Below are 15,982 nucleotides of genomic sequence, written 5' to 3'. Positions count from 1 at the left end.
GCCGGCTCGGCGGCTCGTAAGGGATGGGGAGCAAGACCATGACGATTCTTCGCCGGAGCGCCGCGGCGCTGCTGCTGGCGGCCTGGATGGGCCTGGCGGCCGGGCCGGCCTTGGCGCGGCAGGCCATGGTCGCCGCGCCGCCAGCGCGTGTCCCGGCCTTGGCCGTGGTCAAGCCGACGAAGAACGAGATCCTCTGGGACACCTACGGGGTGCCGCACATCTACGGCAAGGACACCGCCGCGGTCTTCTACGGCTATGGCTGGGCCCAGGCGCAGAGCCACGCCAACACCATCCTGCGCCTCTATGGCGAGGCGCGGGGGCGAGGAGCCGAGTATTTCGGGCCCGACTACGAAGAGACCACCACCTGGCTGCTGACCAACGGCGTGCCGGAGCGGGCCAAGGCCTGGTACAGGCAGCAGACTCCCGCGTTCCGCGCCGATCTCGACGCCTTCGCCAGCGGCATCAACGCCTATGCGAAGGCCCATCCAGAAGCCATCGCCGCCGATGTGAAGGCCGTCCTGCCCGTCACCGGCGTCGATGTCGTCGCCCACGCCCACCGCCTGATGAACTTTATCTATGTGGCCTCGCCCGGAAAGACGATCGGCGAGGGCGACCCGCCCGAGATCGCCGACCAGGGCTCGAACTCATGGGCCGTGGCGCCGAAGAAGACGGCCAACGGCAACACCCTGCTCCTGCAGAACCCCCACCTGCCGTGGGGCACCGGCTACTTCATCTATTATGAAGCCCACCTGACCGGACCGGACTTCGAGGTCTACGGGGCCACCCAGGTCGGCCTGCCGATCGTCCGGTTCGCCTTCAACCAGCAGATGGGCATCACCAACACCGTCAACAGCATGGTGGGGGCCACCAACTACAAGCTGACGCTGAAGGACGGGGGCTACCTGTTCGACGGCAAGGTCCTGCCGTTCAAGACCCAGACCGCGACCTACAAGGTGCGGCAGGCGGACGGATCGCTGGTCGAAAAGCCGCTGAAGATCCGCTCGACCGTCCATGGCCCGGTGTTCGACCGCAAGGACGGGACCACGGTCGCCGTGCGGGTCGCGGGCCTGGACCGGCCCAAGATGCTGGAACAGTACTTCGACATGGTGACGGCGCCGAACTTCAAGGCGTTCGAGACGGCGATGAAACGCCTGCAGGTGCCGACCTTCAACATCACCTACGCCGACCGCGACGGCCATATCGACTACACGTTCAACGGCGTCGCGCCGCGCCGCAGCGAAGGCGACATCAACTTCTGGAGCGGTCTCGTCCCGGGCGACACGTCGCGCTACCTGTGGACCGAGACCCTGCCGTTCGAGGACCTGCCGCGCGTCACCGATCCCGTCGGCGGCTTCGTCCAGAACACCAACGACCCGCCCTGGGTCGCCAGCTGGCCGGTGACGTTCAAGCCGGACGACTTCCCGAAATACCTGGCCCCGCGCACCCCGGAATCCTTCCGGGCCCAGAGCTCCATCCGGATGATGGCCGAGAACGACGCCCTCACCTTGGAGCGTTTCCGGGACCTGAAGCTGTCGACCCACGCCCTGATGGCCGACCGGGTCTTGCCGGACCTCATCCCCGCCGCGCTCGCCGACAAGGACCCGGAGGTCCAGGCCGCCGCCCGTCTGCTGGCGGGCTGGGACCGGTCGTTCACGGCGGACAACCACGCCGGCCTGCTGTTCGAGGAATGGGCCAAGCTGTTCGCCGGTCCCACCTTCTCGAGCCAGGCGGGCTACGCCATTCCCTGGACGCAGGATCGTCCGACCAGCACGCCCTACGGGATCAAGGACCCGGTCGCCGCCGTCGAACAGCTGCGCGCCGCCATCGCCAACACCAAGAAGAAGTACGGCGCCGTCGACAGGCGTTTCGGCGACGCCTCGCGCTTCATCCTCGACGGGGTCGACGTTCCGGGGACCGGCGGCTTCGGCAATCTGGGCGCCTTCCGCGTCATCACCTGGTCGGATCCGGACGCCAAGGGCGTCCGCACGCCCGTTCATGGCGAGACCTGGGTGGCGATGATCGAGTTCTCCACCCCGGTGAAGGCCTACGGGCTGATGAGCTACGGCAACAGCCGACAGCCGGGCACGACCCACTACAGCGACCAGCTGGGCATGCTCTCGCGCGACGAATTCCGCGAACTCTGGCTGCGGCGCGAGCAGGTGGAGGCGCACCTGTCCGAGCGCACCGCCTTCAATCCCAAGCCTTGAAAGGCGATCCGATGCAAAGACCGAACAAGCGCGCCTGGAAGCTCGCGTCCCTGCTGCTGGCCGGCCTGATGGCGAGCGCGGCGCAAGCGGCGACGCAACCGGCCTTCACGGCGATCCAGCGCGAGACCTTCGCCGTTCCCGGGTCGCTGTCGAACGCCTGGGCCGATTTCGACAAGGACGGCGACCTGGACCTGGCCGTCTCGCTGAAGGGCGGCGAGGTCAGGCTGTATCGCAACGACAACGGCGTCTTCACCAATATCGGCGCCGCCGTGGGCCTGCCGACCACGGGCAAGGAAGTCCGCGGCCTCAGCTGGGGCGACTTCAATGGCGACGGCTATCTCGACCTGCTGGGCGGGTCCAACGTCATGCCGATCGACCAAAACCGTTCCTTCATCTGGAAGAACGAGGGCGGCAAGCGCTTCGTCGAGGTGGCGGCCGAGATCGGGCTGACCATTCCGGGCCGCCTCAGTCGCCAGGCCAACTGGGTCGACTACGACAATGACGGCCAGGTCGATCTCTATGCCTCGAACCGCGCGGGGCCCAACCAGTTGTTTCACAATCAGGGCGGCGTCTTCAGCCAGGTGTTCGCGCAAGCCGGCATAACGGACGGCCGGCCCACGGTCGGATCCTGCTGGTTCGACTACAACCGCGACGGCAAGCTCGACCTGTTCCTGGCCAACCAGTCCGGCGCGACCGACGCGCTGTGGCGCAACGACGGGACGGGCTTCACCGACGTCGCCCCGAGCCTCGGCCTGGCCGCGCCGGGCCGAAAACCCGAGGAAGGTGGCGTGGGCTGCGCCATCGGCGACTACGACAATGACGGCGATTTCGACATCTTCGTCGCCGTCTACGGGGCCAATCTTCTCTACCGCAACAACGGCGACGGCACGTTCACCGAGGTCGGAAAGGCGGCGGGCGTCGATGACGCCGGCCACGCGGTCGCCGCCTCCTGGGGCGACTACGACAACGACGGTTACCTGGACCTGTTCGTCACCGGCTATGAGGGCGAGCCCGGCAAGCAGACGCCGCTGGACCTACTGTACCACAACAACGGCAAGGGCGGTTTCGACCAGGTCCTGACTCGCGACAGCCTGCTCAACGCCGGCGACCACGGCGTGGAATGGGTGGACTACGACCACGACGGCGCATTGGACCTGTCGGTGATGCGCGGCTACAGCCCCGTGGGCGGGCACTTCCTGTTCCACAACGATCTGGCCGGCCCCGCTAAGGGCCGCAGCCTCGGCGTGTTGGTGCTCGACGCCCAGGGACGATACACCCGGGCGGGCGCGGAGGTGCGCCTCTACGACCGCGCCGGCAAGGTCCTGGCGTCGCGGCTGGTCTCGACCGGCGGCGGATACAACGCCCAGAGCGCCGCGCCCGTCCATTTCGGCCTCAAGTCCTTCGCCCCCGTGACCGTCGAGGTGTCGTTCATGACCAATGACGGCGTGAAGACGAAGACCGTTCGAAACGTCGATCCCAAGGCGTTCTCGAGGAAGGCGCTGGTGATCCGCGAGGACGCCGCGTCGAAACGCGCCAGCGCCCGGTGAAACGGCCGCTCGGCGCTAAGACCTGCGGACGGCAAGAGTGGCGGACGGTAGGGCGCCAAGCCCGGCGCGGAGCAGGCTCGGCTCACAGGGTCAGCTCGATCCGCGGGGTGACCGTCCTCGGCGCGCCCGCGTTCGCGACGAGCGCTTAGAACGTCCACGTTCGGGCGATGATCCATCGGCCGGCTCGTCGGCCTCGCCGCGATCCGAATGGAGCTGACGGGCCTCCAGACACGCGCCGCGCGGCTGCGAGACCCGCTGCGCGGGCGCCTTGACCTGGGCGGCTCCAACCAGGTCATCAGATGACTGCCCTTGTTATGGTAAGGCCAATATGGCGTGGCTTGGCGCCTGTCAGGGTAAGCGTTGTCATGTTCGGGCAAACGCCCCACGGAAATCCAAGCCCCTCTCCTTCGACTTGCAAAACTTGGTACCGGTATCTTGACGGGTGGTCAGGCCGCATGACACTGATATCAGACCATAGAGTCGACTGAGGTCTGACCTTTGTCGCCTAAGGTTCCCAACCCCAAAGGGTCGGGATGGTCGCAGGACCCAAGAAGCAAATTAGGCGCGCCGAAGCGTGCGCTTTGGGGAGGGATCACGATGACGAACACGACGCCCGTAGTGGGTCGCAGGCGGACGCTGAGGGGCGCGCTGATCGGCGCCACGATCCTGGCGGGGCTGAACGCCGTGCCGGCGGGAGCCTGGGCCCAGGAGGCCGCCGCCAATCCGCCTCCGAAGGTGAAGCCCGCGGCGGGCGCCGAGGAGTCTTCGGTCGTCGAGGCGGTCGTCGTCACCGGCTACCGCCAGTCGCTCGAGAATTCCGCCAACGCCAAGAAAAACACCACCAACTTCATCGATTCGATCTTCGCCGAGGACATCGGCAAGTTCCCCGACCTGAACCTGACGGAATCGCTGCAGCGCCTGCCCGGCGTCCAGATCGACCGCGACACCTCGGGCGAGGGCACCTACATCAACGTGCGCGGCCTGAGCGCCGGCTTCACGGTCCTGACGGTCAACGGCTTCGCGATCAGCACCTCGGCCAACGGCTTCAACGAGGGGCGCGGATCCAGCCTGGACATTCTGCCATCGGAACTGTTCCGGCGGCTGACCCTCAGCAAATCCCCGGTCGCCAGCACGGTCGAGGGTGGCACGGCGGGCTCGGTGGACATGCAGCCGGTCCACGCCTTCGACCGCAAGGGCTTCCACCTGAACCTGCAGGCCCAGGGCTCCTACCAGGACGTCAACAAGACGGCGACGCCGCGGGTCGCTGGCATCGTGAGCAACACCTGGGAAGGTACCAAGATCGGCGATTTCGGCATCCTGCTGGCGGGCGCCTACGCCCAGAAGGACTATCGCAGCGAGATCTTCAACACGGTCGGCTACACGACCATGAACCTGGGCGCGGCGTGCCGCAGCACCACGTTCGGCTGCAACTCGCTGATCCTGGATCCGTCGAGCGCGCCGGCAGCGAACCGCACGGCCGGCTATGGCGGCGGCGCGGGCGCGACCCTGACGACGATCCCTCGAAACGTCCCTTCGGAACTGGGCCTGGGCGCGTTCGGCTCGCCCCTGGTCCAGTGCGGCAATGGCGCGCCGGGCGGGACCTCGGGCCTGTCGTGCCAGGACCTCAGCTACGTGATCGTGCCGCGCCTGGTGCGGGCCGAGCAGGTGGTCGGCAGCCGCGACCGGACCACCGGCATGCTGAACCTCGAATGGCGGCCCACCAAAAAGCTGCGGTTCAAGTTCGACTCGATCCTGTCGGAGTCCAACAACGACTTCCAGCAGCACGACGTGATGCTCACGGTCCGCAGCTACAACAACAACATCCCGATCAAGTTCACGACCGACCAGAACCACGTCCTGACCTCGGGCACATTCGGCAACGCCTATTTCCTGAACCAGAGCACCGACGCCCAGACCCACACCAAGCTGTTCTACCGCTCGCTGTCGGCCGAGTGGGACATCGCCCGGAACCTCAGGTTCTCCATGGCGGGCATGATCAACACCGGGAAGTTCAGCAACTACGCGCTCCAGACCACCCTGCAGTCGGCGGCCGGACAGGTGCAGCCCACCGTCTACGCGCCCGGCGTCACCGCCCCGGCCGGGGGCGGGCCGGCCTCCAACCTCACGCCGCTGAACACCGGGCAATACGCCGTCTACAGCTACACCCCCGGCGACCTGACGCCGCACCTGTCGTCCAGCATCGACCTGCCGACCTATACCGGCTGGAACTGGAACAGCATCCAGATCGCGCCGAACAAGCAGGACCTGGAGCAGAAGTCGTTCCGCGCCGACCTGGTCTGGGGCGACGCGCGCGGGATCGCCGTCTCGGCCGGCGTCATGAGGTCGAAGTTCGATCGCCACATCGCCACCTGGAACACGTCCGAATGCGCGTTCCGCAACAACTGCACCTCGGCCTTCACCTCGACGGAGACCTCGCTGCTGGGCGCCGTGCCGAACACGGCGATCGCCCAGTACCTGACCGACCTGCCGTCCATGAACCTGTTCAAGGGCGCGCCGATCGATCCGGGCTTCAACAATGGCTGGAAGGTCATCGACTTCGACAAGCTGCGCCAGGCGGTCAATTTCGACTACTACATGAAGCAGACCAACCCGGGCGACCAGCCGGCCAACTACCTGAACACCTATTCGCCGCGGATCCTCACCGAGGAGACGACGTCGGCCTATCTGATGGCGGAAGGCCGCCGCGAGATCTTCGGCCGCGACCTGCGCTTCAATACCGGCCTGCGCTATACCGAGACCGAGCAATCGGTGGCGGGCATCGTCAACGACTTCCTGGTCGGCGGCGGCAACCGCACCTCGCCGTCGACGACCAGCGACAGCCACAACTGGCTGCCCAGCCTGAACCTGGCCTATTTCCTCACCGACACCCTGGTCATGCGCGGCGCGGCGGCCCGCACGGTCACGCGGCCCAATCCCCAGGACCTGGCCCCGAGCTTCGGCCTCAGCCTGGACGGCGACGTCTTCACCAAGGGCAATCCGGGCCTGTCGCCGTTCTACGCCAACAACTACGACTTCGGCCTGGAATGGTACCCCCGGTCGCGCACGGTGGTGACCTTCAACATCTGGGGCAAGGAGATCTTCGACTATCCCGCGACCCTCGACGTCAGCACCCCCTTCGCCGACACCGGACTGCAGTTCGACCGGCTCAGCGACCGCCAGAAGACCGGCATCACCAACCTCGGCGGCGGCGATCCCAACAACGCCCGGATCACCGTGCGGCAGAAGCTGAACTCCGACGTCGTGGTCAAGCTGCTCGGCCAGGAGGTGCAGTGGAACCAGCCGCTGGACTTCATCCGCAAGGGGTTGGGCTTCAGCGCCAACCTCACCCACATCTCGCAGTCGCTGTCGGGGCAGGCGCCCGCCAGCTTCAATCCCAAGTCGCTGATCTCGGGCCTGGCGCCCTGGACCTACAACGGCACGCTCTATTACGAGCTGAACAACGGCTTCTCGGCCCGCCTGTCCTACACCCACCGCGACGCCAACCTGCAGACGGTGTGCCCCTGCAACAACGTGCCGGGCGATCTCTACTCGACCGCCACCAACTACATGGACGCCCAGGTCAGCTTCCGCGTGCCGGGCTACAAGCAGGCCCAGGTCACCCTCCAGGCGCAGAACCTGCTCAAGCAGGTGCAGCTCAACCGGTACGAAAACCGCGAGTCCATGCCGGACGGCGCGACCTATGCCGGCCGCACCTTCGTGGTGGGCGTGCGGGCCAACTTCTAGGGCGAGACCCCTGGACCGTCGATCGCCGCCGCCGCTTACTCCCCCGGGGTTGGCGCGGTCGCACTGGGGGCGGCGCGTCCGTGCGCCGCCCTTCTTTCCCTGGCTTGGACTGGACCATGATCAAGCACCTGCTCGCCGTTTCCGCCCTGGGCCTCGTGATGACGCTGACCGCCCCGGCGCGGGCCGCCGAGGTCGTCGCGCCGGTCAGCGTGGTCGCTCCGTCCGCGAAACACGCCCTGAAGCTCGTCGTCGACGGCCGGCCAGCCTTCGTGATGGTCGACCCGGCCGACCAGCCCGCCGTGCGGCGCGTGGCCGCCGACCTGCAGCGCGACCTGACCCGGGTGGCCGGCGGGCCGGCGCCGGCCGACGCCTCGGGCAAGACCCCGGTGGTCATCCTGGGCACGATCGGCGCCAGCCCGCTGATCGACCGGCTGGTCGCCGAGGGCAAGCTGGACGTGACGGGGGTTTCCGGCCAATGGGAGGGCTTCGTCCAGCAGGTCGTCGATCATCCGCTGCCCGGCGTGCCCCGGGCCCTGGTGATCGCCGGCGCGGACCGGCGCGGCGCGATCTTCGGGGCCTATGACCTGTCCGAGCGCATCGGGGTCTCGCCGTGGAGCTGGTGGGCCGACGTCCCGGTGCACGTGCGCAAGGACCTGGCCGTCTCGGCCGGCCGGCGGGTGCAGAAGCCGGTCGTCAAGTACCGCGGCATCTTCCTCAACGACGAGGACCCGGCCCTGTCGGGATGGGCGAAGACCAGCTTCGGCGGCGTCAATTCCAAGATGTACGAGAAGGTCTTCGAGCTGATCCTGCGCCTGCGCGGCAACTATCTGTGGCCGGCCATGTGGGGCAAGTCGATCTTCGAGGACGATCCGCTCAGCGCCCAGCGGGCCGACGAGTACGGCGTGATCCTGGGCACCTCGCACCACGAGCCGATGATGCGGGCCCAGAAGGACTGGGGCCGGAAGGGCGGCGGCGCCTGGGACTACACCACCAACAAGTCCGCCCTGCAGGCCTTCTGGCGCGAGGGGATCCGGCGGATGGGAACGCGCGACAGCCTGGTGACCATCGGCATGCGCGGCGACGGCGACGAGCCGATGACCAAGGGCACGGCCACCCAGCTGCTGGAGACCATCGTCGCCGACCAGCGCCAGATCATCGGCGAGGTGACCGGCAAGGACCCGGCCCGGACCCCGCAGGTCTGGGCGCTCTACAAGGAGGTGCAGGACTATTACGACGCGGGCATGCGCGCGCCCGACGACGTCACCCTGCTGTTCGCCGACGACAACTGGGGCAACATCCGCCGCCTTCCCGAACCCGGGAAGCCTCGGCCCGGCGGCTACGGGGTCTATTACCACTTCGACTATGTCGGCGGTCCCCGGAACTACAAGTGGATCAACACCAACCAGATCGAGCGCACCTGGGAGCAGATGAAGCTGGCGGCCGACTACGGGGCCGACAGGCTGTGGATCGTCAATGTCGGCGACCTCAAGCCGATGGAGCTGCCGATCGAGTTCTTCCTCGACATGGCCTGGGACCCGGCGGCCATGTCGGTCGAGGCCATGGACCACTACGCGGCCAACTGGGCCAAGGCCCAGTTCGGCCCGGCCCAGGGCGAGGAGATCGGCGCCCTGATCGAGGGCTACACCCGGCTCAACGCCCGCCGCAAACCCGAGCTGCTGACGCCGGACACCTTCAGCCTGGTCCACGAGCGCGAGGCTGAACGGGTGGCGGCCGAATGGGACGACCTGGAGGCGCGGGCCCTGAAGGTCCGCGCGGCCCTGCCCGCCAGCGACTATGACGCTTTCTTCCAGCTGGTGCAGCATCCGATCCAGGCCGGCGCCAACCTCACCCGGCTCTATGTGGCCGCGGGCCGCAACAGGCTCTACGCCGAGCAGGGTAGGGCCTCGGCCAAGGCCTGGGGCGACCAGGTGGGCGTGCTGTTCGCCCGCGACGCCGAGCTGACCCGGCAGTATCACGAGGACGTCGCCGGCGGGAAATGGCGCGGGATGATGAGCCAGGTCCATATCGGCTATACCAGCTGGAACGACCCGCCCCGGAACATCCCGCCGCAGGTCAGCGCCGTCGCGCCCGGGGCGCCGCGCGGCCTGGGCGTGGCGGTCGAAGGCGACGCCAAGGCCACGTGGTCGGGCGCGAGGGAGGCGCCGGTCCTGCTGGTTCTCGATATCGACGGCCCTGGCTCGCGCTGGATCGACGTCTTCAACGGCGGCAAGCCGTTCGCCTTCACCGCCTCGACCGACCAGCCGTGGCTGAAGCTCAGCCGGACCTCCGGCCGCGCCGACCAGGACGTGCGCCTGGAAGTGTCGGCCGACTGGCGCGAGGTTTCGACGGGCGTCACCGAAGCCCAGGTCGAGATCCGCGGCGAGAACGGCGAACGGGTGGTGGTGAAGGTCCCGGTCTCCAAACCGGCGGGCAAGCGCCGGGGCTATGTCGAGGTCGCCGGCCAGCTGACGATCGAGGCGGCGCACTATGCCCGGGCGGTCGACAAGGACGGCCTCGCCTGGCGCCAGATCCCCAACCTTGGGCGGACCCTATCGGGGGTGACCGCCTATCCCTCGACAGCGCCGTCGTCGGAGCCCGGCGCCGGTCCGGTGCTGGAATACCCGGTCGACCTGGCCCGGGCCGGCGACCTCGACGTCACCGTGCTGACGGCCCCGAGCCTGGATTTTCGGGGCAAGGGCGGGCTGAGGTTCGGGATCTCGTTCGACGACGGTCCGGTCGAGGTGGTGACCCTGGATCTGAAGCCCAACGCCGCGGATTGGAACGGCGCCGTGAGCCGCAACGCCGCGGCGGGCCGCGCCCATTTCACCCTGGCCGAGGGCGGGGCGCGGACCCTCAAGCTCTGGAGGATCGATCCGGGCGTGGTGTTCGAGACCGTGGTCGTCAGCCGCCAGGACCTGCCCGCCACCTTCCTGGGGCCGCGCGAGAGCATCAGGCGCTGACGCCGCCCGTCCGCGGCGATTCGGCCTGGTCCGTCTTGTCCGAGTATATGCCCGCGCCGGCGTCCTGACGCCTGACAGGGCGTGGCCCGGCACGACTCCGCAAAACCGGTTCTCAGTTCGATAGGACCATAGCCGGGCGACGGCGGAGGGCGCTCAAATGCCGCCTGACAAGGCCTGCGCGCGCGGGTCGGGCCTGCACCAGAAATTCCGAAAACCCACCCCGTGATATTAATATTACAAACATGTTGACGTGCGGCGACGACGCGGGCAGGTTTGGTCAGACAAAAGCGCGGCCACGAGGAAGATACCTCGGGCTTGATGACTAGGGGGAAAAACGATGAAACGTCTCGCATTTATGCTGTCGGTCGCGCCGATGGCGCTTTTGGCCTTGCCCGCCGCGGCCCAGACGGCGCCCGCCAGCCAGGTATTGTCCGACAAGTCGACCGCAGCCAAGCCCGTGCAGGACGCCACGGTCGACGAGGTCGTGGTGACCGGCCTGCGGGAAAGCCTGCGGTCGGCGCAGCAGATCAAGCGCAACTCCGACGCCATTCTCGACGCCGTCGTCGCCGAGGACATCGGCAAGCTTCCCGACAACACCGCCGCCGAGACGCTGGCGCGCATCACCGGCGTGCAGGTCGAACGCTTCAGCGACGAGGCCAACCGCGTCCTCATCCGCGGCCTGCCGGACGTGGCCACCACCTATAACGGCCGCGAGATCTTCACGGCCGAGCTGCGCCGCGTGCAGCTGCAGGACTTCCCGGCCCAGGCGATCGCGGGGATCGAGGTCTACAAGTCAGGCACGGCCGACATCGTCGAGCCCGGCCTGGCCGGCCTGGTCAATGTCCGCTCGCGACGCCCGTTCGACTTCAAGGGCGGGTTCATCGGCGGGGGCCTGCGCGGCACCTACAACGACCAGACCAGGAAGTACGACCCCAACGGCAACATCCTGGTTTCGGACCGCTGGGACACGCCGATCGGCGAGATCGGCGTCCTGGCCAACGCCACCTACGCCCAGTCGCAATACCGCAACGCGGTGCGCTACAACAACCAGGACATCTCCACGGTGAGTTCGGCGTCGAGCGTTTCGCCGGCGTCGGCGGGGCACGACTTCCGCTATCCCCACTCCGTCGGCCTCTATAACGACGGCGGCAAGCGCTACCGCCCGTCGGCGAACATCGCCCTCCAATGGCGGCCGAACGACAAGCTCGAGGTCTATATCGACGGCATCTACCAGGGCTATCGCGGCCGGCAGGCGACCGACAACCTGGACGTCAATCTTCGCGACTGGGATTCGACCGTACGGGTGGATCCGCCCCTGACCAACGTCACGCTGGTCCCGGGCACGACCGACCAGGCGGCGGGCTTCACCAAGTCCGGCGGCATGGCGCCCCAGGCCTATCGTTCGACCGGGGCCGACCACACCAACACCTACCAGGGCGCGGTCGGCGCGATCTGGCGCGGTGATCGCCTGACCCTGTCCACCGACCTGGCCTACGAAGACAGCGAGTACGAGGCGCGCAACTGGAGCTTCGACACCGCCTTCGCCTCGCCGCCGACGATCGTCGCCAAGTTCAACGAGAAGGACGGCGCGGCGTTCGACATCACGGGCTTCAACGCCTCCGACCCGGCCAATTACCTGTGGCGCGGCTATTACGAGCGGCACTATATCGCCAAGGGCAGCGGGGTGCAGTGGCGGGGCGACGCGACGTTCGATACGGGCGCTTCATGGCTCCCGGAGGTCAAGTTCGGGCTGCGCTTCACCGACCGTGACGCCTCGCTGATCCAGGGCGATCGGTACGCGGGGGTGCTTGCGCTGAAGATCCCGCTCGCCAGCCTGCCGGTGGGTCAACTGCAGCTGATCGAGGATCCGTTCCGAGGCGACGCCCAGGGCTTCACCCAGTACCTGATGCCGACGCGCGACGGGATCGCCGGGAATTTCGCGGCCCTGCAGCAACGTTCCATCGCGGCCCTGCAGCAGCTCGTGGTGCTGTACCCCAACGACCAGAACTACAAGAACGCACTGAGGGATTTCACCGCTCCGGATGTGCCGTTGAAAAAGGACGGCGCGTTCAGCGCCACCGAGCAAAGCTACGCCGAGTACGTTCAGGCGAAGTACGCCTTCGACGTGGGTTCGGTCGCCATCGACGGCGTGGTCGGCGTCCGCGTCGTCCAGACGCTGGGTGAGTTTTCCGGCGCCTCCACCGTCAAGGTCGCCGGCGTCACGACCCTGAGCCCCAAGACGATCCGGCAGAACTATACCGACGTGCTGCCGAACGTCAGCCTGCGAATCCGGCCCATCGACAAGCTGCAGCTGCGCCTGGGCTACACCCAGACCCGCACGCGCGTCGATTTTGGCGCGCTCAACCCGGCTCTGCACATCACGCAGGTTGACCACACTTCCGAGAACCCCCCCAGCCCAACCGCGCCCCCGCCGCCGGACGCCACGGGCTCGGGCGGCAATCCCGACCTTCTCCCGCTGACCTCCAACAACTACGACGTCAGCGCCGAATACTACTTCTCGAGCACCGGCAATATCAGCATCGCCGGCTTCTATCGGGACCTCTTCGGGTTCACGAACAACTACACGCGACGCATCCAGGACCCTGTCTATGGTCTGGTCGAACTCAGCCGTCCGGAAAATTCCGGCGCGGGCAAGATCAAGGGCTTCGAGATCGGCGCCCAGACCTTCCTCGATTTCCTGCCGGAGTCGCTGAAGGGCTTCGGCGTCCAGGGGAACGTCACCTATATCGACGGCAAGAACCGGTTCCCCGACAAGCTGGGCGTGAACCCCGCCTTCGTCCGCATTCCGGGCCTGTCGAAGTGGACCTACAACGCCGCCGTCTTCTATGAACGCAACGGCCTGACGGGACGGCTTTCCTACAATCGCCGATCGCCCTGGGTCAGCTATTATCGCGCGGACGCCACCGGCACGCAGTACACCGGCGTCGGGGTCAAGGCGACGTCCCGTCTGGACGCGTCCTTGAGCTATGACATCTCCAAGCACCTGACCATCAGCGCGGACGTCTCCAACCTGCTGGCCAAGCCGTTCGAGAACTACAACAATTACCAGCCGGATCGGACCTATCCGGTCGATGTCCGCTACGAAGGCCGCTACTACGGCCTGGGCCTGCGGTTCCGCTTCGGCGAATGATGCGTGACCGGCCGGCGGCGTTGCCGCTGGCCGGTCTGGCCCCTACGATACCGAACCACTGACGGACGGCTCGGGAGGCCAGGATGCTGAACTTCGATCGAGGCCTGCGGGCCGCGGCGCTGGCGCTGCTGTTCATGCTGGGCGGCGGCCGGATCGCGGCGGCGGCCGACCTCCCCGACACCATCCTCTACGGCGTCGCCTACTACGACGAATACACGCCCACCGACCGCGTCGAGGAAGACGCGCGGATGATGCAGGCGGCGGGGATCACCGTCGTGCGGATCGCCGAGTCCACCTGGGGCACGCTGGAGCCCCAGCCCGGCGTCTTCGACTTCAGCCACGTCGACCGGACCCTGGCCGCCATGCAGCGGCACGGCATCAAGGTGATCGTCGGCACGCCCACCTACGCCGTCCCCACCTGGTTGGCCCGCGAGCACCCCAACGTCCTGGTCGTCACGCCCAAGGGCCGCGCCGAATATGGCTGGCGGCAGAACATGGACATCACCGACCCGGACTATCGCCGCGCCGCCGAGCGGGTGATCGTCGCCCTGGTCGACCACGTGAAGGACCATCCCGCGGTCATCGGCTACCAGGTCGACAACGAGACCAAGGCCTATGGCACCAGCGGCCCCAATGTGCAGGCCGCCTTCGTCGCCGACATGAAGCGCCGCTGGCCCGACCTCGACGCCCTGAACAAGGCCTACGGCCTGGATTACTGGAGCAACCGCATCAACCGCTGGGAAGACTTCCCGTCGGTCAACGGCTCGATCAACGCCAGCCTGTCCAACGCCTTCGCGCGGTTCCAGCGCGGCCTGGTCACCGACTTCCTGGCCTGGCAGGCCGGCCTGGTGCGGGCCCATGCCCGGCCGGACCAGTTCATCACCCACAATTTCGACTACGCCTGGCGCGGCCATTCGTTCGGCGTGCAGCCCGAGGTGAACCACTGGGAGGCGGCCAAGGCGCTGGATGTGGCCGGCGTCGACATCTACCACCCCAGCCAGGACAAGCTGACCGGCGCCGAGATCGCGTTCGGCGGCGACGTGAGCCGGTCCGTGCGCGACGGGCAGAACTATCTGGTGCTGGAGACAGAGGCCCAGGGCTTCCCCGAATGGACGCCGTATCCCGGCCAGTTGCGGCTGCAGGCCTTCAGCCACCTGGCCTCGGGCGCCAACATGGTCGAGTATTGGCACTGGGCCAGCACGTCCAACGCCATCGAGACCTATTGGCGCGGCGTGCTCTCGCAGGACTACCGGCCCAACGCGGTCTACGAAGAAGCCAAGACCATCGGCGCCGACCTCAAGCGGCTGGGGCCGAAACTGGTCAACCTGAAGAAGCGCAATCGCGTCGCGATCTATGTCAGCAACACCGCGCTGAGCGCCTTCGACTCGTTCAAGATCAGCTCGGACGTCGGCTACAACGACGTGCTGCGCCCCTATTACGACGCCCTCTACCGGATGAACGTCGAGGTCGACTTCCTGTCGCCCAGCTCCAAGACGCCGCTGTCCGACTACCAACTGATCGTGGTCCCGGCGCTCTACGCCGCCAGCGACGCCGAGATCGACCGGCTGAACGCCTACGCCAAGGCCGGCGGCCATCTGGTCTACACCTTCAAGAGCGGCTTCACCGACGAGAACACCAAGGTGCGCTATACGCCCCAGCCGGGCGGGATCACGCAGGCGGCGGGGGTCGGGTACGAGCAGTTCACCCGGCCCGAGGGCGTGACCCTGGACGGCGACCCCTTCGCCGTCGGCGACAAGGACAACACCGCCCGCTGGTGGATGGAGTTCCTGACCCCGACCACGGCCACCGTGGTGGCGCGCTACAAGCACCCCTCCTGGCCCGCCTATGCGGCCATGACCCGCAACGCCTACGGCAAGGGCGAGGTCGCCTATGTCGGCTTCATGCCGAGCGACGCGATGATCGAGAAGATCCTGGCCGGCGAAGCCCGGCGCGCAGGCGTCGAGATCCCGCAGGCCCGGTTCCCGGTCATCGTGCGCGGCGGCCAGCTGTCGAACGGCCATGCGGTGCGCTACGTGCTGAACTATTCGGCCGCGCCCCAGCGGCTGGCCGCGGGCGCCGGGGCGGGGACGGACCTGCTGTCGGGCCGCAAGGTCGAGGCCGGCCAGCCCCTCGACCTGCCGCCCTGGGGCGTGGCGATCATCGAGGCGGCCGGGCGCTGATCGCAGTCCCCCGCACCCAGATGTTGTCATCCCGGCCCCTCGGGTCGCGCCTTGCGCGCCCAAGGGTAAACTCCGCGAAGCGGAGAGCCGGGATCCAGGGCAACCGCACCGCATGCGCCCAGTCCCCTGGGTCCCGGACAGCCTCTGCGAGGCTTCCGGGATGACAACTGTTTTTGAATTGCTGATGTTTTCG

At 67.5% G+C, this 15,982-nt stretch carries 6 protein-coding genes; all 6 read left to right on the top strand.

Annotated elements, in window-relative coordinates; all coding sequences use genetic code 11:
* Positions 1-38: 38 nt before the first annotated feature.
* The 6 genes from ACSQ2G_RS15045 to ACSQ2G_RS15020 all read left to right on the top strand — a co-directional run bounded on the left by ACSQ2G_RS15045 (position 39) and on the right by ACSQ2G_RS15020 (position 15,789).
* Positions 39-2,207 (top strand): penicillin acylase family protein, encoded by a 2,169-nt coding sequence (locus ACSQ2G_RS15045; RefSeq protein WP_436032191.1) that lies wholly within the window; start codon positions 39-41, stop codon positions 2,205-2,207.
* An 11-nt stretch (positions 2,208-2,218) separates the two neighbouring features.
* The gene (locus tag ACSQ2G_RS15040) at positions 2,219-3,754 is read left to right on the top strand and encodes a CRTAC1 family protein (protein WP_436032189.1); all 1,536 of its coding nucleotides are present in this window, start codon (positions 2,219-2,221) and stop codon (positions 3,752-3,754) included.
* 597 nt (positions 3,755-4,351) lie between these two features.
* A complete protein-coding gene (locus ACSQ2G_RS15035; RefSeq protein ID WP_436032187.1) occupies positions 4,352-7,498 on the top strand; it encodes a TonB-dependent receptor in 3,147 nt (1,048 codons plus the stop codon).
* Positions 7,499-7,614: 116 nt separating this feature from the next.
* The gene (locus tag ACSQ2G_RS15030) at positions 7,615-10,458 is read left to right on the top strand and encodes a glycosyl hydrolase 115 family protein (protein ID WP_436032186.1); all 2,844 of its coding nucleotides are present in this window, start codon (positions 7,615-7,617) and stop codon (positions 10,456-10,458) included.
* Positions 10,459-10,795: 337 nt separating this feature from the next.
* Complete coding sequence (locus tag ACSQ2G_RS15025; protein WP_436032184.1) at positions 10,796-13,609, top strand: TonB-dependent receptor; 2,814 nt, start codon at positions 10,796-10,798, stop codon at positions 13,607-13,609.
* A gap of 83 nt (positions 13,610-13,692) precedes the next feature.
* Positions 13,693-15,789, top strand: a complete 2,097-nt coding sequence (locus ACSQ2G_RS15020; RefSeq protein WP_436032182.1) for a beta-galactosidase — start codon at positions 13,693-13,695, stop codon at positions 15,787-15,789.
* The last annotated feature ends 193 nt before the right edge of the window (positions 15,790-15,982 follow it).

Source organism: Caulobacter sp. LjRoot300, from assembly GCF_964253875.1.
Lineage (GTDB): Bacteria > Pseudomonadota > Alphaproteobacteria > Caulobacterales > Caulobacteraceae > Caulobacter.
Note: the sequence above shows the minus strand (reverse complement) of the source record. Positions and strands in the feature narration are given on the sequence as shown.

Excerpts from the sequence above, each read along its gene's own strand:
- ACSQ2G_RS15045 (WP_436032191.1), top strand. The coding sequence starts at position 39 with ATGACGATTCTTCGCCGGAGCGCCGCGGCGCTGCTGCTGGCGGCCTGG.
- ACSQ2G_RS15040 (WP_436032189.1), top strand. The coding sequence starts at position 2,219 with ATGCAAAGACCGAACAAGCGCGCCTGGAAGCTCGCGTCCCTGCTGCTG.
- ACSQ2G_RS15035 (WP_436032187.1), top strand. The coding sequence starts at position 4,352 with ATGACGAACACGACGCCCGTAGTGGGTCGCAGGCGGACGCTGAGGGGC.
- ACSQ2G_RS15030 (WP_436032186.1), top strand. The coding sequence starts at position 7,615 with ATGATCAAGCACCTGCTCGCCGTTTCCGCCCTGGGCCTCGTGATGACG.
- ACSQ2G_RS15025 (WP_436032184.1), top strand. The coding sequence starts at position 10,796 with ATGAAACGTCTCGCATTTATGCTGTCGGTCGCGCCGATGGCGCTTTTG.
- ACSQ2G_RS15020 (WP_436032182.1), top strand. The coding sequence starts at position 13,693 with ATGCTGAACTTCGATCGAGGCCTGCGGGCCGCGGCGCTGGCGCTGCTG.